Source organism: Parapedobacter luteus (genome assembly GCF_900168055.1).
GTDB classification, from domain to species: domain Bacteria; phylum Bacteroidota; class Bacteroidia; order Sphingobacteriales; family Sphingobacteriaceae; genus Parapedobacter; species Parapedobacter luteus.
In genome coordinates, this window is record NZ_FUYS01000008.1 from 14,540 (window position 1) to 36,760 (window position 22,221).

The window sequence follows — 22,221 nt, forward strand, 5'->3', positions numbered from 1 at the left end:
TAATTAAGATTAAGGCGAATCACCCTTGTTTTACCAGTTGGTATTCCAGCTCCGGATAACCACGTACACCGCCGTCACTTCCCGCACCCATGGCGTTGAAACGCAATTTGTATACATTGCCGGCAGCATCTTTAATGACATAGTACCGATCGACTCGCCTGCCAAGCGGCGAAGGGTCTGTCGGTGACTGAGAAGTGACACGCCAGCTGGAACCAATGGTGTTGCGGGCGCTGCTGAACGAAACACTGCTGATATGGGTTTCTGCAAATTCCTCATAACTTGGTTGGCCTGTGGGAGTGCCTTCCGAATCCTCAAAGATGACCTCCGCGGCGGTCACACCCCCCAGATAATTAATGAAGATAAGGTCAGAAAAACCATAAGGATAAGCAGTAGCTCCCGCTCCGCCGAAATAAATGCTCCAAGTCCACTGGAAGTCCCAGTCCGCTTTCGGCGGTTCTACCGTCACGGGGCCGGTTTCAAAGGAGATATATTTAAAGTTAAAATCACTGTCCTTCTGTACGGTCAACGTTTCAAAGGTAGAAGCATTGAGTTTGGCGTATTGCAAGGTGTAGTCATTACCGGACCGCAGCACGCGCACTTTATATACGTTGTCTTCTGAGATGACTGCACCAAAACTACCTCCGGCAGGGTTTATTACATATACCTTATTGTCAGCGTCGGTGGCGGATATTTCCGAAATTACGGTATGGTTGAGGTCGCCCGTCACGTCATCGATATTGCCGAAGGCGCCGGGCTGCCCCAATGCGATGGCCAGGTCACCCAAATTGATGTCGCTTGCTGATACCGCATTGATGTCTGTTTCATCGACCGCAATAGCTGAAGCGCCGCTGGTGTTGTTAAGGATCACCCGGAATTGGCTGCCACCGTAAAATCCAAGATTCCAGCTGGCCCGCTTTGCCGAATCCTGCCTAGCGGCACTTAAATCCACGAATACCGTGTTTTGGGCGCCACTGCCTCCGACGCCGCCATTTAAAGTCATTTCGGTCCCTTCGGACGGTGGGATGATCGGATCCGGATTATTATCACGCGAACAAGACGTAGCTACCGTAGCTATTCCCAGTGCTAGATAAAGGTATTTGAACGTGTTGATTGTTGTTTTCATATCGTTTTAATTTATTGGATATAGAATGAATATGATATGGATTAATTTTTCGACCATTGCATGTGGAGTCCCAGAAAGAATGACCGCCCATAGCCAACCGGAAGCGCGCTGGCAGCCGAACTGTGTGCACCATCACCTACAAGCGACGTGCTTTCGATACGGGTCACGTCAAATAGGTTCCGCACGCCGCCGACAAGTGTGACATAGCGGGTAATGTTTTTATTGAGACTGACATCCGCGTTATGGTAGGAGGCAACAGCTGCCCGACGAGGCATTACCGTTCCGTCGGTTTGTACAACGGCTTCGTAACTCGGGCGCTTTCCGTTGAATTTGTAGAACAGGCTGATGCCGGCGCCCCATTTGGGGATGTAATACATGATGTTGCTGTTTACTTCGGGCGACCAGGCCATGGGTGGTACGTTGGCCTCCGTTTCGGACAAGCGGTTATACCGGCCGATGTAAGAGAAGCCTATATTGGCTTCCATGTTTTTCCAAAAGATCGCATTTTCCAGCGTGCCTCCTGCCGTACGGTATTTTTCAATGTTGATGTATGTGTTCGCCGAAGGATTTTCGGGATCGACTCCAACCGCGATCTGATCATTGAAATCATTGTAAAATCCTCCCAAGGTACTCGTGATACGCCATGCGCCCCACTTGTTCCCATACCAGCTCACGTACGTGTTGAAGCTATTGGAATATTCGGCTTTTAGGTTTTCATTGCCGGTAATCGAATGGTTAGCGTCGAAGAAGGTAAAATACAGTTCGCGTAATGCAGGTGCCCGGAAGCCCCTGGCGTACGCCGCTCGGATATCGAAAGACTCACTTAACCGAAATTTGGTGTTAAGTGAAGGGATTGCGGGAGGTGCATCGTACACCGAATTTTTGACGAAGCGCAGGCCAGGCCGGATGTTCATCCATCCGGTCGGTTTTATTTCAGACGAGATGAACAGTGCATAGTCATTGATACGCGGATTCCCAGATATCCGCTGCCCGCTGCCGTCATTGCTGTTTATTTCGATTCCTGGCTGGAAAAACACCTTATCCGAAAGCTTATATTGCAATGTGCTTCTGAACACCGCTGAGGTGAACCCGGCAATATCTTGCTCGCCAGCGCCGGTGGTCAGTTCCGATGTCCCGGTGCGGAAATCATGGCGGATGGTTCTTGTGCGCCGCTCATAGTCTTGATAGGACGCTGATCCAGTAAAGCTGAATCGTTCATTGATATTCCACTGTGCCTGCAATACATGGGTGTAACGGCTGGAAAGATAGTTTTTATCTACAGCTCGACCCGTGTTTTGGTTCAGAGGGCCGGGTGTATAGATATCTTCATCGAGATAATCCAGGCGATACCACATATCTAATGCTTCGTTACGATACCCCAAGGTTCCGGAGGCGAGCCATTGGCTCTTCGGGTTCCAGTCAAGTGCACGCCCGCTACTGTTGCCTTTCCAGCCACCGAAATTGTTGCGGCTTCCCGAAGCCTGGGCAAGCCACCCTTTATGTTGCCAGTTGACCGTGAGGTTGCCGTTATGCATACCTTCGTTTGAGAAAGCTTTGTATTCACTTCCTGCACTTTCTTCCTGCACGCGCGCCGAAATCAACAGGTTATCCGTGGCCAGTCCTTTTTTCGTGATAATGTTGATGACGCCAGCCAAGGCATCGGTGCCATAGATCACGGACATGGGTCCCTCCACGACCTCGATGCGATCGATGTTATTGACGTCAATCTGGCTGAGGCTTTGCTTGGTGGCACCCCGGTCAATCAGCGGAATGCCGTCTACCAACACCTTGACGTTTTGGCCTGACATGCCCATTAATTGGATGTCTGATTCGCCCAATGTGAGGTCGTTGGAAAACCGCATGCCCAATTGGGTGTTTAAGATGTTTTCTACAGAAGTGGCAGCGCGCAATCGAATTTGGTTGTTGTTGATGGTGCGTACTCGGTATACGGAGTTTTTAATGGATTGGGGCTCATATTGGCCGGTTACGACCACTTCATCAAGTGTATTTACCCTCAGCGAATCGTTGCTCCATAAGGGGGGGGTTGCTTGCGCACACAGTAGGTATGGTGCAGAAACACAGAACATGCACAGGATTAATCTCTCCATTATTTAGAATACATTTAAATAACAAGGCAAACATATGTGTTATTAAGACTAATTACAAATAATATTGAATTAATCTTTGTGTTTTTATGGGCAACCTTGAATTTTAACGTCAAGCGACATTTTTTTACCTTTGGCACTTAGAACTACTTATCATGGGGAAATTGTACCGGTTGGAAATATGTGCTAACTCTGTGGCTTCTGCGTTAGCAGCACAGGAGGGCGGCGCGGATCGAATAGAGTTTTGTCAAAACCTTGAAATGGGGGGCACTACGCCGTCATCGGGGCAGATTTGGTTGACACGGGCTGCATTGAAGATAGGGTTGCATGTGCTTATCCGGCCCAGGGCGGGAGATTTCCTGTATTCGGATTTGGAGTTTCAGGAAATGAAAGCGGATATTATGTTTTGTAAGGAGGCCAAGTGCGATGGCGTGGTGATTGGACTGCTGGATGTTGAAGGCCGCGTGGATATAGCGCGTACCTCAGAACTGGTCGAATTGGCTCAACCGATGCAAGTGACTTTCCATCGGGCATTTGATGTCAGTCGTGATCCACTTGAGGCCTTGGAAGCCATCATCGCTTGTGGTTGCCGCAGATTGCTCACCTCCGGCATGGAAAACACCGCTTTGGCAGGGGCGGGTTTAATCGAAAAACTTGTGACCCAAGCGGCGGGACGGATTGAAATTATGCCCGGCTCTGGCATCAACGAAACCAATATCGCGCAAATCGCTGGATTGACAGGTGCACAGGCATTCCATTCCTCGGCGAAAGTAGCGATGGTAAGCGGAATGCGGTATACAAATGAAGCGGTGGAGGGGATGGGAGGAACTGTTTGGCTATCCTCAAAAGAAAAAATCCGCCAAATGGCGGATATATTGGAAAGCCTGTAGGGGCAGGCTTGTTATTTCTTTATTTCAGCTTCCAGCTTGGCCAATACCTCATTGTTCTTAACAATTTGGCTATTAGCCGGCATCTTTGAACGGCTGCCGATTTCTAAGTTGCGGCCAAGCTTCAAAAATTGAACCTCGTTCTTCGCTACCACTTTATTCCTTCTATCTTTTCTTTTTAAGCGTGTAACTCCCATTTTCTTTATTTTTTTAACCAGTGTAAAACGAGGTCGGAAGCGGATTCGAACCGCTGTAAAAGGTTTTGCAGACCTCTGCCTAGCCACTCGGCCACCCGACCCTTTTTCTAAAGGACTGCAAAACTAAGATAAATTATTGACAATTGGAAGGATTGTGCACATAATTAATCAGCGTTGTCCGCTATTGCCCATTTGGCGCGTAAGTGTATAATAATCCATACACTTGGGCAGTATGCAATTTTTTTTATTAAATAGTTGTGAATAAGTGTTTTAGTGGATTGGTGGGCAAGCTGGCGCATATCTTGCAACCTCGTCGTTAGTTCGAACAAAAATAATTCATGCAAACTAAGAAAGAAAGGAGAACAACGATGAAAAAGTTAGTATTAGCAATAATGGCGGTGAGTATTTCGGCGGGTGTATTTGCCCAAGGCCAGCCCCTGGGATTTGGTATCAAAGCGGGAGTTAATTTCCCCAAATACCATTGGTCGGGAAATACCAATACATACGAAACGAAAGCAGCGACCAATTTTCATGTCACGGCATTTCTTGATGCCCCGATAGCGACCAACTGGTTCTACATCCAGCCAGGCGTATCGTTGCAGGGGAAAGGTGCCAAATTTGTCGATACCGAGAATTTAGAAGCAACACAAAACACAATGTGGATTGAAGTGCCGGTCAACTTTGTCGCTAAGTTTCCTGTACAAACCGCGGGAAGCTTTTTTCTCGGTGCTGGTCCATATGTAGCGTTTGGTATCTCTGGTAAAAATAAATATGATAATGGTTGGACAACCACCACGCAGGATTTTGAATTTGATAGAGACGGTACCATTAAGGGAACGGACTTTGGTTTTAACTTTATCGGCGGTTTCCAGTTGTCTAATGGGCTGATGATCCATGGCGGCTATGGCCTGGGGATTACCGATCTGCGCGGCTCTAACAATAATTTCTTCACCGGAGACGAGAAGTTGACCAATCGCGTATGGACAGTAGGTTTGGGATTTGCGTTATAAAGGTTGATTAATGAGTAAAGCGCTACCTTAAAGCAAAACGGCCTGCCAATTGGCAGGCCGTTTTGCTTTAAACATGAAATCATTACACTTTGATTTCCACTTCTACACCGCTGGGAAGTTCGAGTTTCATCAATGCATCCACTGTTTTTGAATTGGAGCTGTAAATATCCAACAACCGTTTGTAAGCGCAGAGTTGAAACTGCTCACGAGCCTTTTTGTTCACGTGCGGTGAACGCAAGACGGTGTATACTTTCTTCTCAGTAGGTAAGGGGATAGGACCGCTTACCACAGCGCCCGTAGGTTTTACAGTTCTAACGATTTTCTCGGCAGATTTGTCCACCAAGTTGTAATCGTACGATTTCAATTTGATTCTGATTCGTTGGCTCATGTTATTTAGTTAAAAGTTAAGGCTACCTGTTAGAGCTATTTACAACAGGCAGCCGAGTGTATTAAACGTTTACTTTGCCTTTTGCTTTGGCTATTACTTCGTCCTGGACATTTCGTGGCGCTTCCGCGTAGTGATCGAATTCCATGGTTGAAGTTGCCCGTCCGGAGGTAATGGTACGCAACTGGGTTACATATCCAAACATCTCCGAAAGCGGTACCATCGCTTTGATTACCTGCGAACCGGCACGTGTGTCTATTCCTTGCAACTGGCCGCGTCTACGGTTGAGGTCACCCATTACGTCACCCATATTTTCTTCTGGGGTGAGTACTTCAATTTTCATGATGGGCTCCATCAGTACCGGCTTACATTTAGGCAATGCTTCCCGGAAGGCTGTGCGTGCAGCGATTTCAAACGACAGTGAGTCGGAGTCAACCGGGTGGAAGGAACCGTCAATCAGCCGTACTTTCATGCTTGACAAGGGGTATCCTGCCAATACACCATTTGACATCGATGCCTCAAAGCCCTTTTGTACCGAAGGAATGTATTCTTTCGGAATAGCACCACCGACAATTTCATTAACGAATTGCAATGGCGATTTGGAAATATCCCAATCTTCATCTACCGGAGATATGACGATCTGAATGTCGGCAAATTTACCACGGCCACCGGTTTGCTTCTTGTACACTTCACGGTGCTGTGTCGTGCCTGTGATGGATTCTTTGTAAGCAACCTGCGGCGCACCTTGGTTGACTTCCACCTTAAATTCACGTTTTAAGCGGTCAATTAAGATGTCCAAATGGAGCTCGCCCATACCGGAAATGACGGTCTGGCCGGTTTCCTCATCGGTTTGTACGCGAAATGTCGGATCTTCCTCCGCCAATTTACCCAATGCGATACCCAATTTATCTACGTCGGCCTGCGTTTTGGGTTCGATAGCCAAACCAATTACCGGCTCAGGGAATACCATCGACTCCAACACAATCGGGTGCTTTTCGTCGCATAAGGTATCACCGGTTTTGATGTCTTTAAAGCCTACCACGGCACCAATGTCACCTGCGCTGATATTCGGGATCGGGTTTTGCTTGTTGGCATGCATCTGGAAGATGCGTGAAATCCGCTCTTTGTTGTCTGAGCGCGTATTGTATACATACGAACCAGCCTCCAAATTGCCTGAATAAACCCGGATAAAGCACAAGCGGCCAACAAACGGGTCCGTGGCAATTTTGAAAGCCAAGGCAGCGAAAGGCTCGGCAGAGTCTGGCTTACGCGCAATCTGTTGCTCGGTACGGGGGTCGGTTCCCTTTACAGCCTCTTGATCCAGCGGTGAGGGCAGCAGCTCCATGACCAAGTCCAGCATGGTCTGAACACCCTTGTTTTTGAAGGAAGAACCGCAGACCATGGGCACAATTGAATTGTCGAGTACTGCCTTGCGCAGCGCGTCTAACACTTCCCGTTCGGTAATGGAGTCCGGGTCGTCGAAAAACTTCTCCATCAACGATTCATCGTAGCTGGCTACGGACTCCAACAGTTTTTCGCGCCAATGCGCCACGTCATCCGCCATGTCGTCCGGAATAGGCACTTCCGTAAACGTCATTCCTTTGTCGTGCTCGTTCCAAATAATGCCGCGGTTGTTGATGAGGTCTACTACGCCTTTGAAGTTGTCCTCTGCACCGATAGGCAATTGCAGGGGCACAGCCTCAGCGCCAAGCATTTCTTTCACCTGTTTTACTACATTGAGGAAGTCTGCTCCGGAGCGGTCCATCTTATTGACGAAGCCGATACGGGATACCTTGTAGTTGTCCGCCAGCCGCCAGTTGGTTTCCGATTGCGGTTCCACACCATCGACTGCCGAAAACAGAAATACCAATCCGTCCAGTACGCGGAGCGAACGGTTCACTTCCACGGTAAAGTCTACGTGGCCCGGGGTGTCAATAATGTTTACCTGATACTTATCGCCGCGGTAGTTCCAGAATACGGTTGTAGCCGCAGAGGTAATGGTAATACCACGTTCGGCCTCCTGAACCATCCAGTCCATGGTGGATGCCCCTTCATGCACCTCACCAATTTTGTGATTTACACCGGCGTAATAGAGTATACGCTCCGTGGTAGTGGTTTTACCGGCATCGATGTGCGCAGCAATGCCAATATTTCTTGTGTATTTTAAGTCTCTTGCCATGTTGTTATACTATTGTTTCACTTGTTCACTAAAAAAATCACACCGATTTTGCTGGATGTTTATATTCCTTCAAACCGGTGTAATTTCATAGGCTATCTGCCAAATTAGAACCTGAAGTGTGAGAACGCCTTGTTAGCTTCCGCCATCCGGTGAGTATCTTCCTTTTTCTTCACGGCCGCACCTTCACCTTTTGATGCCGAGATAATTTCAGCTGCCAATTTTTCGTACATGGTTTTTTCACCCCGTTTGCGGGCAAAACTGATTAACCACTTCATCCCTAACGAAATTTTGCGCTCAGGACGCACTTCCGTAGGGACTTGAAAGTTGGCACCACCTACACGACGTGATTTCACTTCTACCGCAGGCATTACATTGTTTAATGCTTTTTTCCAAGTATCCAAGCCGTTTTCATTGGTACGCTTTTCTACCAATTCCATGGATTTGTAGAATATACTGTAGGCAAGTGATTTCTTGCCGTCAATCATCATGTTATTTACAAAACGGGTTACCTGAACATCATTAAACTTCGGATCAGGCAGAATGATTCTTTTCTTTGGTTTTGACTTTCTCATCTTATTGTCCTCCGTTTAATTATTTTTTCTTGCCTTTTGCTGGAGCCGCTGCTGCCTGTCCTGGCTTAGGCCGCTTTGTTCCGTATTTAGAGCGGCGTTGGTTGCGCCCTGCAACACCGGAAGTATCCAATGCACCACGGATAATGTGGTAACGTACACCCGGAAGGTCCTTTACCCGACCACCACGGATTAATACAATGGAGTGTTCTTGCAAGTTGTGACCCTCGCCGGGGATGTACGCGTTCACCTCTTTTCCATTGGTAAGACGCACACGGGCCACCTTCCGCATTGCTGAGTTGGGTTTTTTAGGGGTAGTGGTATACACACGGGTGCATACGCCTCTTCGCTGTGGACAGCTGTCCAACGCTGGGGACTTACTCTTGTCTTCCAGAGCTACTCTACCTTTTCTAACTAATTGTTGAATAGTAGGCATTTACAGTTTTTTAATTTATGCTTTTGTCCTAAACTTATTTTAAGGACGGCAAAGGTAGTAAGTTTATTTTTGATTATCAAGGTGTTTGGCGAAAAAATAATGTGTGGGATGCGCTATACACGTTAAATTTCTTCAAGAGTCACGTTGATGATAGAATAGTACAGCGTGGTCCGGCCTTCGAAGCCGGAATCCGTGCCGACAATGATCCACAGAACGCCTTGATGGTCGGTCGTGGCGGTAAACTCCCCGGAACGATCGATCAATGTGTAGACGTAATCATCCGTCCCATTCGCAATATCGCCAATGACAATCATGTCGTTGCCATCTGTGCAGCATTGATGAATCTTGTCTATATTCATCCGGTAAAAATTATCGTTATCGGGGGCCGATCGGGGTTCCTTTATCGTAAGCCCAATACCGAGGCCTACCGATTCACCGGGAGCGCCCCCGGCACCTACGCCGCCACTGCGGGCGTTGGAGGCAAGCTGCAGCGAAAATCGACCACGGTACGATGTGTTCGGTTTGAGGCCTTGAACGCGTTTGGTCAGGTACATAAAAAGGTCGTCGCTGCGATTGATTCCCGATGTTCGATAGCCGGATTTGCTTTCATCCAAAGGAGGGGGCAGCGGGGCAATGCCTTCTTCGAGTTCATAGATTTCGGCATTTGTGCCGCTGTATTCGGAAAAGCCGCCTTGCCAACCGTCTTTGCCATCGGAAAAGTCCGTATGGATCGAGATGGTTTGATCCGTGTCTTCATCTTTTTCACAGGCTGCCAAAAATAACAATGTGGCTGTCGCACTGAAAAACAACCGTCGCATAATCGTCCTCCTCGTTATCGGTTAAACAATCCGCTCCAGTTAGGTAAACGGCCAGGGCAGGGGATTGTTTGCAGGGAGCGTGATTTCAGCGGGATTGGCTGCGTCCCGCTGCCCCGCACTCATTTCCGCAGCCATCCCTTTTCTTTTGTTGTTTTCCGCCTTTGCTGAAGCGGGATTGGCTGCGTCCCGCTGCCCCGCACTCATTCCGCAGCCATCCCTTGATAGGGGGGAGTAAAGCAACAGCAAGCCATTCGCTGCGCTCATTTCTTTTGTTGTTTTCCGCCTTTGCTGAAGCGGGATTGGCTGCGTCCCGCTGCCCCGCACTCATTCCGCAGCCATCCCTTGATAGGGGGGAGTAAAGCAACAGCAAGCCATTCGCTGCGCTCATTTCTTTTGTTGTTTTCCGCCTTTGCTGAAGCGGGGCTTCGCAAAACCTGTAAAACAACAAAACCCGACTGACGTCGGGCTTGCTGTTGCTTTGTGGAGTCGGAGGGATTCGAACCCTCGTCCAGACATGGTACAATATACGCTTTCTACATGCTTAGCTTCCGTTTCATTGTCGGGAAAGGGAAGGCCGGACGCTCGCCTATACCGTTTTCCTTAGTTGCTGTTTCTCGCCGGCCCGTCGCAACGCCAAGCCGGCCAGTTCCGTGATTCGATGCCCCGGATGCTACGCTACGGAACCAAGCGTGAGCGGGACAAAAGCTGATCTAATTCTAAATTAGGCAGCTAAGGCGTAGTTATTTTCGCCATTTATAAGTCTGAAAGTTGAGATTAAAGCGCCATACTTCCAACGCGCTGCATGCTTACATAACCGTCTCCATCCTGTCAATTCCGGTCGACCCCGATTATGAATAGCCCGCAAAGATACAAAAAATTTAATCCATATCAAAATGGACAGTTGCCCGTCTCCCTGTCAACGCAGCCGCACAGACACAGCATGCTTGTGTGCTTCCAGGCCTTCTAATTCGGCCAGCACCTCTACGGTGGGGCCAATGTTTCGCAGTCCTTCTTCGGTAATGTGCTGGAAGGTGATTTTTTTGACGAATGCATCCACCGATACCCCGGAGTACGAGCGGGCATAGCCGCTTGTGGGTAAGGTATGGTTGGTACCTGAGGCATAGTCGCCGGCGCTCTCCGGAGTAAGGTGTCCTACAAAGACAGAACCTGCATTGCTTACCTTCCGCAGTAGTTGTTCCCAGTCATCCGTCTCGATGATGAGATGCTCCGGAGCATACCGGTTGCTGAACGTGATGGCTTCATCAAGATTAGCGCACAGCAGGGCATAAGAATTTGCAATGGCTTTTGTGGCCACTTCTGCGCGGGGGAGTTGGGCGAGCTGGGCACGCAGGGCTATTTGTACTTCGTCGATAAGGTGCTGATCCGTACTCACCAATATCGCTTGGCTGTCGGCGCCGTGTTCGGCTTGCGCCAATAAATCCGCAGCTACATACGCTGGATTGGCAGAACCATCTGCAATGACCAGTACTTCGGAGGGGCCTGCTGGCATGTCGATGCTTACGTTTGTTAGCGACTGTACTAAGCTCTTCGCCTTTGTGACGTATTGGTTGCCCGGGCCAAAAATTTTATCCACCTTGGGCACAGTCGGCGTGCCGTAAGCCATAGCCGCAATTGCTTGGGCGCCACCGACCAAGTATACGCGGTCAATTTTGAGCAATTGCAGGCAATAGGCAACATACCCATTGATTTTGCCGTCAGCCTGCGGGGGCGAGCACACTACAATTTCTTTGCAGCCAGCAATGCGGGCGGGCACACCAAGCATCAAGAGTGTACTCGGCAATACCGCAGAGCCACCGGGGATGTACAGTCCTACTTTTTCAATTGGGCGGGGCTCGCGCCAGCATTTTACGCCGGGCATGGTTTCTATAGCCCGTTCTTTGCGGAGTTGAGTCTCATGGAAGCGGTAAATGTTGGCAAAGGCTATTTCCAGCGCACGTTGCTGCTCGCGGTTGATAGATGATGCCAAGGCAGCGATTTCATCTGCTGTGAGGTATAGCCGATCCAACTGCACCTTGTCAAATTTTTCCGCATACCGCTTGAGTGCCGAGTCTCCGTTTACTTTCACATCTTCGATGATTTCCGCCGCCACATGGTGTATCGCTTGGGAAGGATCGGCATTGCGCGAGACGAGTTGCCGGTAGTCCGGCTCGCCGAGCGAACCATAGTCGTATGTCTTCAATATGGCCATTGCTACATGATGATTTTCTCTACGGGCATGACGACAATGCCTTGCGCGCCCGCTGCTTTCAATTTATTGATTTTATCCCAGAAGTCCTGCTCCGAAATGACCGTATGTACTGCTACCCAATTTTCTTCGGCCAACGGTACAATGGTAGGGCTTTTGACGCCCGGAAGCAGGTTGATGATTTCATCAAGGTTGCTTCGATTCACATTGAGCACCACATATTTGGTTTCCGCGGCTCGAAGTACGGATTGTATGCGTTGCATGAGTTCGCGTACCACGGGGTTGCTATCGATGCCGTTTTTACTGATTAGGATGGCTTCCGATGCCATCACATCGGCAAAGGGCTTCAGGCCGTTGCTGCGCAACGTGCCGCCAGTGGAAACAATATCAAAAATGGCATCACTTAGTTCCAACGCCGGGGAAATTTCCACTGAGCCTGAGATCATGCGTATCTCGGCCGATACGCCGTGTTCATCAAGGAACTTCTTGAGGATGGTGGGGTAGGAGGTGGCAATGGCCTTGCCATCTAAGTCGGCCAGTGTCTTGGTCTCGCTGTGATTGGGAATGGCTATTTTAAGCGTACATTTCCCAAATCCAAGTCGCTGGAGGTACCGCACATCGGCTTCGGTTTCGGCAATTACATTTTCACCGACAATCCCAAGGTCGGCAATGCCATCCTGCACGTATTCAGGGATATCGTCATCCCGCAGGAAAAGAATTTCCAGCGGAAAGTTGGCGACGGTAGTGATCAGGGAACTTTTATAGTTTTCAAAATTCAGTCCGCAGTTTTTTAACAACTGTACGGATTTTTCATTCAGCCGGCCTGATTTCTGGATGGCTATTTTCAGATTTTTCATTCGAATAGTATTTTTAAGCGGCAATGAAGCTTGCATAATGATTTTTCACCATTAATACTCATCTTTTGTGGTATTTTATGCAGGTTCATTTTAAATAAACGTTTCTGGTGGCGACGAAATCCATCTGTTACCGTAGGTGTGCATAAGCTATCCTCGTTTCACATCTTATGCTTCTTCAACGGCGTTCTGGAATTCGTTTCGCTAAGTTCATGTCCTTTTTTTGAGCGGCAGCTCAGGTTTCAATGGATTTTAAATGATTAATTTTACTAAGATTCAAAAACATCAGGGTTACAAATTGCTTCACGTAGAAACATACAAATTATACATCGCCGCAAAGGCGATGATGGAAATGTATGCAATGAATAAGGGCAATCTGTATGTTTTCCATTAATAATCCATAAAGTTGGTCGGCAAATATAGGAGGTAAATACGGCGTTTGCAAATTTTTGTCCAGCGCGATAAAGTTTTGCTGCACCGTCAATTTGTTGATAACGAACGTTTTGTTTGTTTTGGGGTGAATTTATGATGAGATAAATTGTTTTAAATGCTCAAAAAATGTACTTTGGCTAAAAAAAAGTATATGATTAAAAGCTCAGCGTCGCGTCGAGTACCAATGGCTTTTAAGATGTACCTAAATGAATAAGGCGTTTATTTTATGGCGAAGGATTTGACTAAACAACAAGACAGCGATACCTTAAGTACGACCCAGGTATTAGAAGAAGGAGTACACCACGTGAACAACCCGGTGCTTGACTTGCCGGAGATCGTCAAGAATTATTTGGGACCGGTTACTGGATATCACCAGGAAAACAACAACTATTATTTCACTGACGGGGGGGCGAGCGTCGAGGTTAAGGTGGTCAGTGATGAAATCATCCGGGTGCGACTGGCTCCTAAAGGACAGTTTTTGGAAGATTTTTCCTACGCCGTGCCGCAGTCTGATCAGCATGTGGCGGTATATAATTTTGAGGAAGACCAACAGGCGTATCGCGTTAAGACCAACACCGTGACCTGTGTCATCCGTAAAGCTGATTTTCTGATAGCTTTCGAAGATCGCGAAGGCAAGGAATACAACAAGGATTATTCGCCGATGCATTGGGAGGAAAACCCGGATTTTGGCGGTTATTATGTGTATTGTACCAAAGCAGCCCAAGCCAATGAGGCTTTTTACGGCCTGGGGGACAAACCCACGAACCTGAATATCCGTGGAAAGCGGTTCGTCAACTGGAATTCGGATACCTATTCGTTCCAATTTAACCAAGATCCACTCTACCGTAGTATCCCATTTTACATCGGCCTGCATGAAGGGGATGCTTATGGTATTTTTTTCGACAACACCTTCAAAACGTATTTTGACTTCGCTGCAGAGGCCCATGACCAAACGAGCTTTTGGTCTGAAGGCGGTGAACTTCAATATTACTATATCCACGGCCCGCACATGATGGACGTGGTCAAGCGCTATCACAGCATTACGGGTACTCATTATCTGCCGCCACTGTGGGCGTTGGGGTACCATCAGTGCCGTTGGAGCTATTACCCCGAAAGCAAGGTGAGAGACCTCGCACGGAATTTTCGTGAGCGTAATATTCCATGTGATGCCATTTATCTGGATATCGATTACATGGACGGCTACCGTTGCTTTACATGGAACAAACGTTATTTCCCAGACCCGAAAAAAATGATCAAAGACCTGGCAGATGATGGCTTCCATACGGTGGTCATCATCGATCCGGGAATAAAGGTAGATGAAAACTATTGGGTATTTAAGGAAGGAAAGAAAAACCGTTATTTCTGCCGTAGAGGCGACGACTATTTTATGGAAGGGTACGTATGGCCGGGTCGATGCCAGTTTCCGGATTTTACCAATCAGGAAGTCCGTGAGTGGTGGGGTGGATTGTTCAAGGGCTTAGTAGAGGCGGGGGTGGCCGGCGTATGGAACGATATGAATGAGCCGGCGGTGTTCGGCAGGGGGACATTCCCCAATGATGTCCGTCATAACTTTGACGGCTACCGGGGGTCGCATCGCAAAGCGCATAATGTATATGGTATGCAGATGGTGCGCGCTACCTACGAAGGCTTGAAAACGCTGTTTCAGAAAAAACGCCCTTTTACCATCACCCGTGCTGCCTATGCAGGTACCCAGCGGTACGCGTCGGTCTGGACCGGCGATAATGTAGCTACCTGGGAGCACCTGCGCCTCGGAGCCTTGCAGCTTCAACGGCTTTCCGTTTCGGGCATGCCCTTCTGCGGAACGGACATTGGCGGGTTCAGTGGCGAGCCCGACGCGGAGTTGTTTACGCGGTGGATTCAGTTTGGTGTGTTTTCGCCCTTTATGAGGGCACACTCGGCAGGCGATACTGCCGAACGTGAGCCTTGGAGCTTTGGGCCCGAGCATGAAGCGCTCAACCGCAAATTTATCGAGTTGCGATACAAACTGCTTCCCTACATCTATTCGGTATTTTGGGAACACAGTAAATACGGTTTTCCAATCCTCCGCCCATTGACCATGGTGGAACAACGGCTTGAGAGCAATATTCCGCGCGAGGAGGAGTTCTGCTTCGGCGACAAGCTGCTGGTATCGCCCGTTTTGTCTCCGGGGCAACAACACAAGACGGTTTACCTGCCTGCAGGCGACTGGTATTATTACTGGAACGACAGCCGGTTCGAAGGGGGCAAAGAGCATGAAGTAAAGACCCCTATGGATGAAATGCCAATCTTCGTAAAGGCAGGTACCGTACTGCCTGAATACCCGGTGATGCAGCATGTCTACGAAAAAAAAATAGAATCACTCAAGCTGCTGGTTTATCATGCGGTGCAGGAAACCAATTCGTATATGTACGAAGATCATGGAGACACCTTTGCGTATGAGCAGCAGATTTACCTGGAGAAAAGGTTTGTGGTAAAGGGGACCTCCAACAGCTTAAAAATCAAGCAATTTGTTGATGGCTTATATTCTGAACGATATGATACCTATGATTTGCACCTGGTGTCACTACCGTTTAACGTAAAACGTATCGTTGTAGACGATAAACCTGCAGTAGCAAAACAAGACAGTCAAGGCCGGTACGTTGTGACGGTACCGAAGGATTTCAAAAACATTATCGTTACTTGACGGTAGATCGTTTAATATCATCATTGATAATTAGCAAGCCCATTCGTTATGCAGCGTACGGTAGAAGTCCATTCATTGTTCACCGATTTTGATGTAAGCCTGTTTCAGGCAGGCAAGCATTACAAACTTTATGAAAAGTTCGGTTCGCATACTTTGATGCGCGACGGCCAGGCTGGCACCTATTTTGCCGTGTGGGCACCCAATGCGGAGTCGGTCGCTGTTGTCGGCAATTTCAACGGGTGGAATCCTTACTCACATGCCTTGTATGTGCGTTGGGATGGGTCAGGCATCTGGGAAGGCTTTATCCCGGGCATCGGTGTCGGTGAATTGTATAAATACCGCATGCAATCTTATCAAGGTGAAATACTGGAAAAAGGGGATCCTTTCGCCCTGCAATGGGAGCAATCGCCAGGGACAGCATCGCTGGTATCCACTACCTGGTATGAGTGGAAAGATGAAGATTGGATGCGTGTAAGACATGAGCACAATGGGCTTAATAAACCTATTGCTGTTTACGAGATGCATTTGGGCTCTTGGATACGCAGCCCTGATAATCCAACGCAGTTGCTCGACTATCGGGGGGTAGCTGATAAGCTGGTCCCTTATATCAAGGAAACCGGTTTTACGCATGTTGAACTGATGCCCGTCATGGAGCATCCCTATTATCCGTCATGGGGTTATCAGATCACGGGCTATTTTGCAGCTTCCTCGCGCTATGGTTCGCCGCAGGATTTGATGTATCTGATCGAACAACTGCATCGGAATGGAATCGGCGTGATATTGGACTGGGTGCCGTCTCATTTCCCGGGGGATGTGCATGGTTTGCATCGTTTTGACGGTACGCATTTGTATGAACATCAGGATCCCCGCCAGGGATACCACCCTGATTGGGGGTCTTATATCTTCAACTACGGGCGCAATGAGGTGCGCTCATTTCTTATAAGCAACGCGATCTTTTGGCTGGAAAGGTACCATGCCGATGGTCTGCGTGTGGATGCGGTGGCGTCGATGCTTTACCTCGATTATTCCCGGAAGGAAGGCGAGTGGATACCCAACGAATACGGTGGCCGAGAAAATCTGCAGGCGATTGGTTTTCTTAAGGAGTTGAATGAGGCGGTCTATGCGGCCTTCCCCGATGTGCAGACCATCGCAGAGGAGTCTACTTCCTGGCCAGGCGTCAGCCGTCCGGTATACAGTGGCGGGCTGGGATTCGGTATGAAATGGATGATGGGTTGGATGCATGACACATTGCAATATTTCAGCCGAGACCCGTTATTCAGGCACCACCACCACGGGCAGCTCACGTTCAGTTTGTTGTATTCCTTCCACGAGAATTTCATGCTGCCGCTTTCGCATGATGAAGTCGTGCATGGCAAAGGGTCGATGGTGTACAAAATGCCTGGCGATGACTGGCAGCGGTTCGCCAACCTAAGGACGTTGTACCTCTATATGTATACTCATCCGGGTACCAAACTGCTGTTTATGGGGTGTGAATTTGGACAGACGGCAGAATGGAATTTCAACCAATCATTAGATTGGCATCTTATGCAATACGAACCGCATAAAGGTGTATTTGAGTTGTTAAAATCGCTGAACCATCTGTATCGACAAGAACCTGCGCTTTACGAACATAGCTTCAGTGCCGAAGGCTTTGAATGGATAGAAGGGGGCGATGCATACCATGGCGTGTTGGCTTACTTGAGGAAAGGGGTTGATCGGGAAAACGATTTGCTGATTATCATAAATTTAACACCAGTTGTACGTTATTTTTACCGATGTGGTTTACCTTCACAAGGTGAATGGACGGTGGTGCTTAATTCAGATGACAGGCACTATTACGGTAGCGGTATTGAACAGCCGCCCGTGCAGGCGGAGCCTGTCCACTGGATGAATCAAAACTGGTCAGCTCAATTGACATTGCCACCGTTGGCTGGCCTTGTGCTCAAACGGCGCCCTGAGAAGCCAAACGACGAGAAAAATGTGCAGCGGCTTAAAAGAAGACCACGCGATACGTCCACGGTGCCGACTGTAAAGGCGGATAAATCGCCCAAAGGGAGACGGACAAAAAAGGACTCGGGTAACGAAGCATAGTATGACAGACAACAAAAAGAACGCTCAGCCCGCAAAACATGTGATCCATTTAAGTGCCGAGTGTTACCCAGTGGCAAAGGTCGGTGGCTTGGGCGATGTAGTCGGTGCGTTGCCAAAATACCTGCAGGCGGCGGGGCTGGACACGTGGGTGGTCATACCTTGGTATAATAAGCCTTTCGTCAGCCAGCATAATTTTGATGTGGTGTACCGGGGCGTTTTTTATCAAGGCTCCAGGCGTCTGGAAGTACAAGTAGAAAAGGAACGGGACGATGTGCTGGGCTTTAAGCTGTACCTGATTAAAATTCCTGAATTATTGGATAGGGACGAACCCTACGGATACGCGGATGAAAGCGAGCAGTTCATTGCTTTCCAGCATGGCTTTTTGCACTGGATTACGGAGACGGGCATCGTGCCCGATGTAATACACTGCCATGATCACCATACCGGGCTCATTCCTTTTTTGATGTACCACGGCGATAAGTTTACGGCCCTGCGGAAGGTGCCGACGGTCGCGACTGTACATAACGGGCAATATCAAGGATGGATGAATTGGAACCAGGCCATTCTTTTACCTGCATTTGATACTTGGAAATGGGGGCTACTGGACTGGGATCGCGTTATCAATCCACTGGCGGCATTGATTAAGTGCTGTACGCTATACACGACCGTATCCGAAGGATACCTTTACGAACTCATGGAGCAAGCCAATGGTCTGGAACGATTATTCGCAATGGAACGAGCCAAGAGCGTTGGTATCGTCAACGGAATCGACACAGCGGTATGGAGTCCTGAGCAGGACGCCTTCTTGCATGAGCCGTATCAAATCACAGACGTGCAGCCTGGAAAATACAAAAATAAAGCAGCGCTGTGCGATGCATACGGGTTGGATGCTCGCAAACCGCTGTTGGCATATATCGGTCGGTTTGCCGGCGAAAAGGGCGCTGATCTTTTGCCTGAAATCATTGAAAACATATTGGGCGATGAAGGTGTTGAGCTAAATATCATGATATTGGGATCAGGAGACTCACGGGTACAATCCGCCATGGCTTATTTGGCAGAAAAGTACCAAGGGAAATTGGGGGTACATGTCGGTTACCAGGAAGAGCTATCACACCGCATTTATGCAGCGGCAGACTTCCTGATTATGCCTTCACGGGTGGAGCCATGCGGGCTGAATCAGCTTTATTCCATGCGGTACGGTACCATTCCCATCGTGCGGAAGACAGGCGGGCTTAAGGATACCGTTCAAGATATTGATGAGCCGGGCGGATACGGCATCACCTTTGCTGATGCGACCCCAGCTGATGCGACGGCAGCTATCTACCGGGCTTTGGAGCTGTATAACAATAAAAAAAGGATGCAACAATTGCAGAAACAACTCATGAAACTCGACTTTTCTTGGGATAAATCAGCAGCTAAGTATATCGAAATTTACCAACAAGTAACCGCATAAGTTATGATTAAGCACAATGTGATTTCCGTCGTACTGGGAGGGGGTAAGGGCAGTCGCCTTTACCCATTGACACATCAACGTTCCAAGCCTGCTGTGCCGATAGCGGGCAAATACCGGTTGGTGGATATTCCCATTTCCAATTGCCTCAATTCTGGTTACAACCGGATTTTTGTATTGACGCAATACAATTCGGCATCGTTGAATTCGCACATCAAAAATACCTATAATTTCAGCGTGTTCAGCAAGGGGTTCGTGGAGATCCTTGCGGCCGAGCAGACCAACGAGGGTGAGCGTTGGTATCAGGGTACTGCCGATGCGGTGCGGCATTTACAACGTTACCTGCAGCATCATGATTACGAACATTTACTCATCCTGTCGGGTGACCAATTATACCAGATTGATTTTCAGGAGATGATAGAGGCCCATATCGAAACCGGCGCGGAAATTTCGGTGGCCACCATTCCGGTCAATGCGAAGGATGCAACGTCATTCGGTATCCTGAAATCCGACGAAGCAGGAAACATCACGTCATTTATCGAAAAGCCGAACAGTTCGCTCCTTCCACCGTGGGAATCTGAGGTGAATGATGAGATGAAGGCGGTAGGCAGGGTTTATTTGGCATCGATGGGTATCTATGTATTTAATAAAAGTATTTTGACGCAGATTTTGGAGGAAAGCGAAGGGGTGGATTTTGGCAAAGAGCTCCTGCCGGAGGCCATAGGGCGTTACAAGATACACAGCTACCAATATCCCGGGTATTGGACGGATATCGGTAACATAGACTCGTTTTTCGAAGCCAATATCGGACTCACAGACGATATTCCCCAGTTCAATTTATTCGATAGAAACACCATCTTTTCCCGCGCCCGGATGTTGCCGCCTTCCAAAGTGTCGGGCACTACGCTCGACAATGTAGTCATCGCAGACGGTTGCATCGTGGCTGCCGAACGCATTGAGCGCTCTGTGATTGGGATCCGATCAAGGATAGGGGTGGGCTCTGTCATCAAAACTACGTATATGATGGGCAGTGATTTCTACCAAACGTTGCATGAGATCGAAGATGCACGGGCCAACGGTTTTCCCTTGGTCGGCGTCGGTGAAAACTGTTACATCGAGAACGCCATATTGGATAAGAGCTGCTGCATCGGAGACAACGTACGCATCACGGGCGGGGCGCATCTGGCTGATGGCGATTTCGATACCCATGCGATAAGAGACGGTATTGTCGTTGTGAAAAAGCGTGCCATTTTGCCTGCTGGCACCGTCATCGGCTGATTAGGGGCGCCTGTCATATCGCTGTACAGTAAGACGTTTTGGGGGACAACCCGAAAAAGATTATAATTGGGACGGACTTTAAACATCATGCTGCTAACTTTGCAGTTATGAATCACGATACAATTGTGGCTTTGGCTACGGCTACCGGAAACGGCGCTATAGCGGTCATCCGGCTTTCGGGCGCTGGGGCGATAGCGATAGTGAATAAAATTTTTAAAGGTAAGGACTTAGCCCAACAACCGTCCCATACCATTCATTTTGGGACGATACGCGATAACGGCGACATCCTGGATGAGGTGCTGGTATCTGTTTTTATTGCACCGCATTCCTATACCGGAGAACATGTCATAGAGATCTCCGCGCACAACTCCCGATATATTGTCGAGCGAATGATTCAACTGCTGATCCAGCACGGTGCGCGCGCGGCGCAGCCTGGCGAGTTTACCTTGCGGGCATTCCTCAATGGCCGGCTGGACCTTTCGCAGGCAGAGGCCGTAGCCGATCTTATTGCCTCTACATCAGCGGCGTCCCACCAGGTAGCTATACAGCAGATGCGGGGCGGTTTTTCTACCATATTGAAGCAGCTCCGCGAACAGCTCATTCAGTTCGCTTCACTGGTGGAACTCGAACTGGATTTTTCCGAAGAAGACGTGGAGTTTGCCAACAGGGAACAGCTTAGGGTGCTCATCGCTGAGATCAACGATGTTATCCAGAAGCTCATTGCTTCGTTTGAACGGGGCAACGTGCTCAAAAATGGTGTGCCCGTGGTCATTGCAGGCAGGCCCAATGTCGGAAAGTCTACGTTGCTCAATACGCTGCTAAATGAAGAGCGGGCCATTGTCTCGGATATAGCAGGCACCACGCGCGACACCATCGAAGACGAAATCAATATCAGTGGTGTCATGTTCCGGTTCATTGATACAGCGGGTATCCGAGATACGCACGATATCATTGAAGCAAAGGGTGTCGAACGTACCCGAGCGAAAATGCGGCAGGCTCGGCTCATCATTTACTTGGCAGATCCGCAGCAAGATGACGTTGACGAAATAAAAAGCCAGATTGCCGAAGTGGCCCAGCTTGACGTGCCCTTCGTGGTGGTGGTCAACAAGGTGGATTTGCTGAAACAAGACAAGCTTGAGGCGCTTCGTGCCATCGAACCGTTGTTTATCTCCGCCAAAAACAATGTCGGCGTAGAGGATCTGAAATACGAGTTATTGCGCAAAGTAAATCTGCATAACCTTGATGCGGAAGACGTGTTGGTGACCAACATCCGCCATGTGGACGCCCTGCGAAAGACGGAAGGTGCTCTGCAGCGTGTGCTGGCAGGTATCGATAGCACGGTGACATCCGATTTTCTCGCTATGGATATCCGGCAGGCATTGCATCACTTGGGCGAGATCACCGGAAGCGTATCTACCGATGATTTGTTGGATAATATTTTCTCGAAGTTTTGCATCGGGAAGTGAGGCTACTTGGGAAGTGTATAATCGGCTCATTTTTTATTTATATTTGAGCCGA

General features: G+C 48.7%; 18 protein-coding genes, 1 tRNA gene and 1 other RNA gene. 7 read left to right on the plus strand and 13 right to left on the minus strand.

The annotated features are described in order from the left end of the window. Positions 1-19: 19 nt before the first annotated feature. Both B5X72_RS14850 and B5X72_RS14855 read right to left on the minus strand, forming a co-directional pair. Positions 20-1,123, minus strand: coding sequence for an HmuY family protein (locus tag B5X72_RS14850; RefSeq protein ID WP_079717709.1), 1,104 nt, complete (start codon positions 1,121-1,123; stop codon positions 20-22). Between the two features lie 41 nt (positions 1,124-1,164). Next, positions 1,165-3,231 (minus strand): TonB-dependent receptor plug domain-containing protein, encoded by a 2,067-nt coding sequence (locus B5X72_RS14855; protein WP_217698151.1) that lies wholly within the window; start codon positions 3,229-3,231, stop codon positions 1,165-1,167. A 152-nt stretch (positions 3,232-3,383) separates the two neighbouring features. Here B5X72_RS14855 and B5X72_RS14860 point away from each other — a divergent pair, with 152 nt between their 5' ends. After that, entirely contained in the window at positions 3,384-4,118 is a 735-nt protein-coding gene (locus B5X72_RS14860; protein WP_139378716.1) for a copper homeostasis protein CutC, read from the plus strand. An 11-nt stretch (positions 4,119-4,129) separates the two neighbouring features. Here the strand turns inward: B5X72_RS14860 and B5X72_RS14865 are convergent, their stop codons facing one another. Both B5X72_RS14865 and B5X72_RS14870 read right to left on the minus strand, forming a co-directional pair. Beyond that, entirely contained in the window at positions 4,130-4,312 is a 183-nt protein-coding gene (locus B5X72_RS14865; protein WP_079717711.1) for a spore protein, read from the minus strand. Between the two features lie 30 nt (positions 4,313-4,342). Continuing rightward, positions 4,343-4,413 (minus strand) — tRNA-Cys (locus B5X72_RS14870). 237 nt (positions 4,414-4,650) lie between these two features. Here B5X72_RS14870 and B5X72_RS14875 point away from each other — a divergent pair. Continuing rightward, positions 4,651-5,322 (plus strand): outer membrane beta-barrel protein, encoded by a 672-nt coding sequence (locus B5X72_RS14875; RefSeq protein WP_079717712.1) that lies wholly within the window; start codon positions 4,651-4,653, stop codon positions 5,320-5,322. 82 nt (positions 5,323-5,404) lie between these two features. On the opposite strand, the gene rpsJ is transcribed toward B5X72_RS14875, so the two are convergent. The 9 genes from rpsJ to hisG all read right to left on the minus strand — a co-directional run bounded on the left by rpsJ (position 5,405) and on the right by hisG (position 12,772). Further along, positions 5,405-5,710: a 30S ribosomal protein S10 gene (gene rpsJ, locus B5X72_RS14880; RefSeq protein WP_079717713.1), complete on the minus strand. Its 306-nt coding sequence runs from the start codon at positions 5,708-5,710 to the stop codon at positions 5,405-5,407. Positions 5,711-5,771: 61 nt separating this feature from the next. Further along, positions 5,772-7,886, minus strand: coding sequence for an elongation factor G (gene fusA, locus B5X72_RS14885; RefSeq protein ID WP_079717714.1), 2,115 nt, complete (start codon positions 7,884-7,886; stop codon positions 5,772-5,774). A gap of 104 nt (positions 7,887-7,990) precedes the next feature. Next, positions 7,991-8,458 carry a 30S ribosomal protein S7 gene (rpsG, locus tag B5X72_RS14890; protein ID WP_079717715.1) on the minus strand — a complete coding sequence of 156 codons (468 nt, stop codon included), beginning with the start codon at positions 8,456-8,458 and terminating at the stop codon, positions 7,991-7,993. A gap of 19 nt (positions 8,459-8,477) precedes the next feature. Beyond that, complete coding sequence (rpsL, locus tag B5X72_RS14895; protein ID WP_079717716.1) at positions 8,478-8,891, minus strand: 30S ribosomal protein S12; 414 nt, start codon at positions 8,889-8,891, stop codon at positions 8,478-8,480. A gap of 122 nt (positions 8,892-9,013) precedes the next feature. Beyond that, positions 9,014-9,709, minus strand: a complete 696-nt coding sequence (locus B5X72_RS14900; RefSeq protein ID WP_079717717.1) for a hypothetical protein — start codon at positions 9,707-9,709, stop codon at positions 9,014-9,016. A gap of 39 nt (positions 9,710-9,748) precedes the next feature. After that, positions 9,749-9,973: a hypothetical protein gene (locus tag B5X72_RS20620; RefSeq protein WP_139378717.1), complete on the minus strand. Its 225-nt coding sequence runs from the start codon at positions 9,971-9,973 to the stop codon at positions 9,749-9,751. A 214-nt stretch (positions 9,974-10,187) separates the two neighbouring features. Beyond that, positions 10,188-10,555, minus strand: a transfer-messenger RNA (tmRNA) gene (gene ssrA / locus B5X72_RS14905). A 70-nt stretch (positions 10,556-10,625) separates the two neighbouring features. Beyond that, positions 10,626-11,912, minus strand: coding sequence for a histidinol dehydrogenase (gene hisD, locus B5X72_RS14910; protein WP_079717837.1), 1,287 nt, complete (start codon positions 11,910-11,912; stop codon positions 10,626-10,628). A gap of 8 nt (positions 11,913-11,920) precedes the next feature. Further along, on the minus strand, positions 11,921-12,772 hold the full coding sequence (gene hisG, locus B5X72_RS14915; protein ID WP_079717718.1) for an ATP phosphoribosyltransferase: 852 nt from the start codon (positions 12,770-12,772) through the stop codon (positions 11,921-11,923). Positions 12,773-13,427: 655 nt separating this feature from the next. Here hisG and B5X72_RS14920 point away from each other — a divergent pair. The 5 genes from B5X72_RS14920 to mnmE all read left to right on the plus strand — a co-directional run bounded on the left by B5X72_RS14920 (position 13,428) and on the right by mnmE (position 22,169). Next, the gene (locus B5X72_RS14920; protein WP_079717719.1) at positions 13,428-15,884 is read left to right on the plus strand and encodes a glycoside hydrolase family 31 protein; all 2,457 of its coding nucleotides are present in this window, start codon (positions 13,428-13,430) and stop codon (positions 15,882-15,884) included. 48 nt (positions 15,885-15,932) lie between these two features. After that, entirely contained in the window at positions 15,933-17,975 is a 2,043-nt protein-coding gene (glgB, locus tag B5X72_RS14925) for a 1,4-alpha-glucan branching protein GlgB (protein WP_079717720.1), read from the plus strand. Position 17,976: 1 nt separating this feature from the next. Beyond that, entirely contained in the window at positions 17,977-19,428 is a 1,452-nt protein-coding gene (locus B5X72_RS14930) for a glycogen synthase (protein ID WP_079717721.1), read from the plus strand. Between the two features lie 6 nt (positions 19,429-19,434). Further along, entirely contained in the window at positions 19,435-20,703 is a 1,269-nt protein-coding gene (locus tag B5X72_RS14935) for a glucose-1-phosphate adenylyltransferase (protein ID WP_139378727.1), read from the plus strand. Between the two features lie 107 nt (positions 20,704-20,810). Next, positions 20,811-22,169: a tRNA uridine-5-carboxymethylaminomethyl(34) synthesis GTPase MnmE gene (mnmE, locus tag B5X72_RS14940; RefSeq protein WP_079717723.1), complete on the plus strand. Its 1,359-nt coding sequence runs from the start codon at positions 20,811-20,813 to the stop codon at positions 22,167-22,169. Positions 22,170-22,221: the final 52 nt, after the last annotated feature.

Coding starts and splice junctions, on each gene's coding strand:
- B5X72_RS14900 (WP_079717717.1), bottom strand. CDS start 9,709: ATGCGACGGTTGTTTTTCAGTGCGACAGCCACATTGTTATTTTTGGCA.
- fusA (WP_079717714.1), bottom strand. CDS start 7,886: ATGGCAAGAGACTTAAAATACACAAGAAATATTGGCATTGCTGCGCAC.
- B5X72_RS14855 (WP_217698151.1), bottom strand. CDS start 3,231: ATGGAGAGATTAATCCTGTGCATGTTCTGTGTTTCTGCACCATACCTA.
- hisG (WP_079717718.1), bottom strand. CDS start 12,772: ATGAAAAATCTGAAAATAGCCATCCAGAAATCAGGCCGGCTGAATGAA.
- B5X72_RS14860 (WP_139378716.1), top strand. CDS start 3,384: ATGGGGAAATTGTACCGGTTGGAAATATGTGCTAACTCTGTGGCTTCT.
- B5X72_RS14865 (WP_079717711.1), bottom strand. CDS start 4,312: ATGGGAGTTACACGCTTAAAAAGAAAAGATAGAAGGAATAAAGTGGTA.
- B5X72_RS14850 (WP_079717709.1), bottom strand. CDS start 1,123: ATGAAAACAACAATCAACACGTTCAAATACCTTTATCTAGCACTGGGA.
- glgB (WP_079717720.1), top strand. CDS start 15,933: ATGCAGCGTACGGTAGAAGTCCATTCATTGTTCACCGATTTTGATGTA.
- rpsG (WP_079717715.1), bottom strand. CDS start 8,458: ATGAGAAAGTCAAAACCAAAGAAAAGAATCATTCTGCCTGATCCGAAG.
- B5X72_RS14930 (WP_079717721.1), top strand. CDS start 17,977: ATGACAGACAACAAAAAGAACGCTCAGCCCGCAAAACATGTGATCCAT.
- B5X72_RS20620 (WP_139378717.1), bottom strand. CDS start 9,973: ATGAGCGCAGCGAATGGCTTGCTGTTGCTTTACTCCCCCCTATCAAGG.
- mnmE (WP_079717723.1), top strand. CDS start 20,811: ATGAATCACGATACAATTGTGGCTTTGGCTACGGCTACCGGAAACGGC.
- B5X72_RS14875 (WP_079717712.1), top strand. CDS start 4,651: ATGCAAACTAAGAAAGAAAGGAGAACAACGATGAAAAAGTTAGTATTA.
- rpsL (WP_079717716.1), bottom strand. CDS start 8,891: ATGCCTACTATTCAACAATTAGTTAGAAAAGGTAGAGTAGCTCTGGAA.
- B5X72_RS14920 (WP_079717719.1), top strand. CDS start 13,428: ATGGCGAAGGATTTGACTAAACAACAAGACAGCGATACCTTAAGTACG.
- rpsJ (WP_079717713.1), bottom strand. CDS start 5,710: ATGAGCCAACGAATCAGAATCAAATTGAAATCGTACGATTACAACTTG.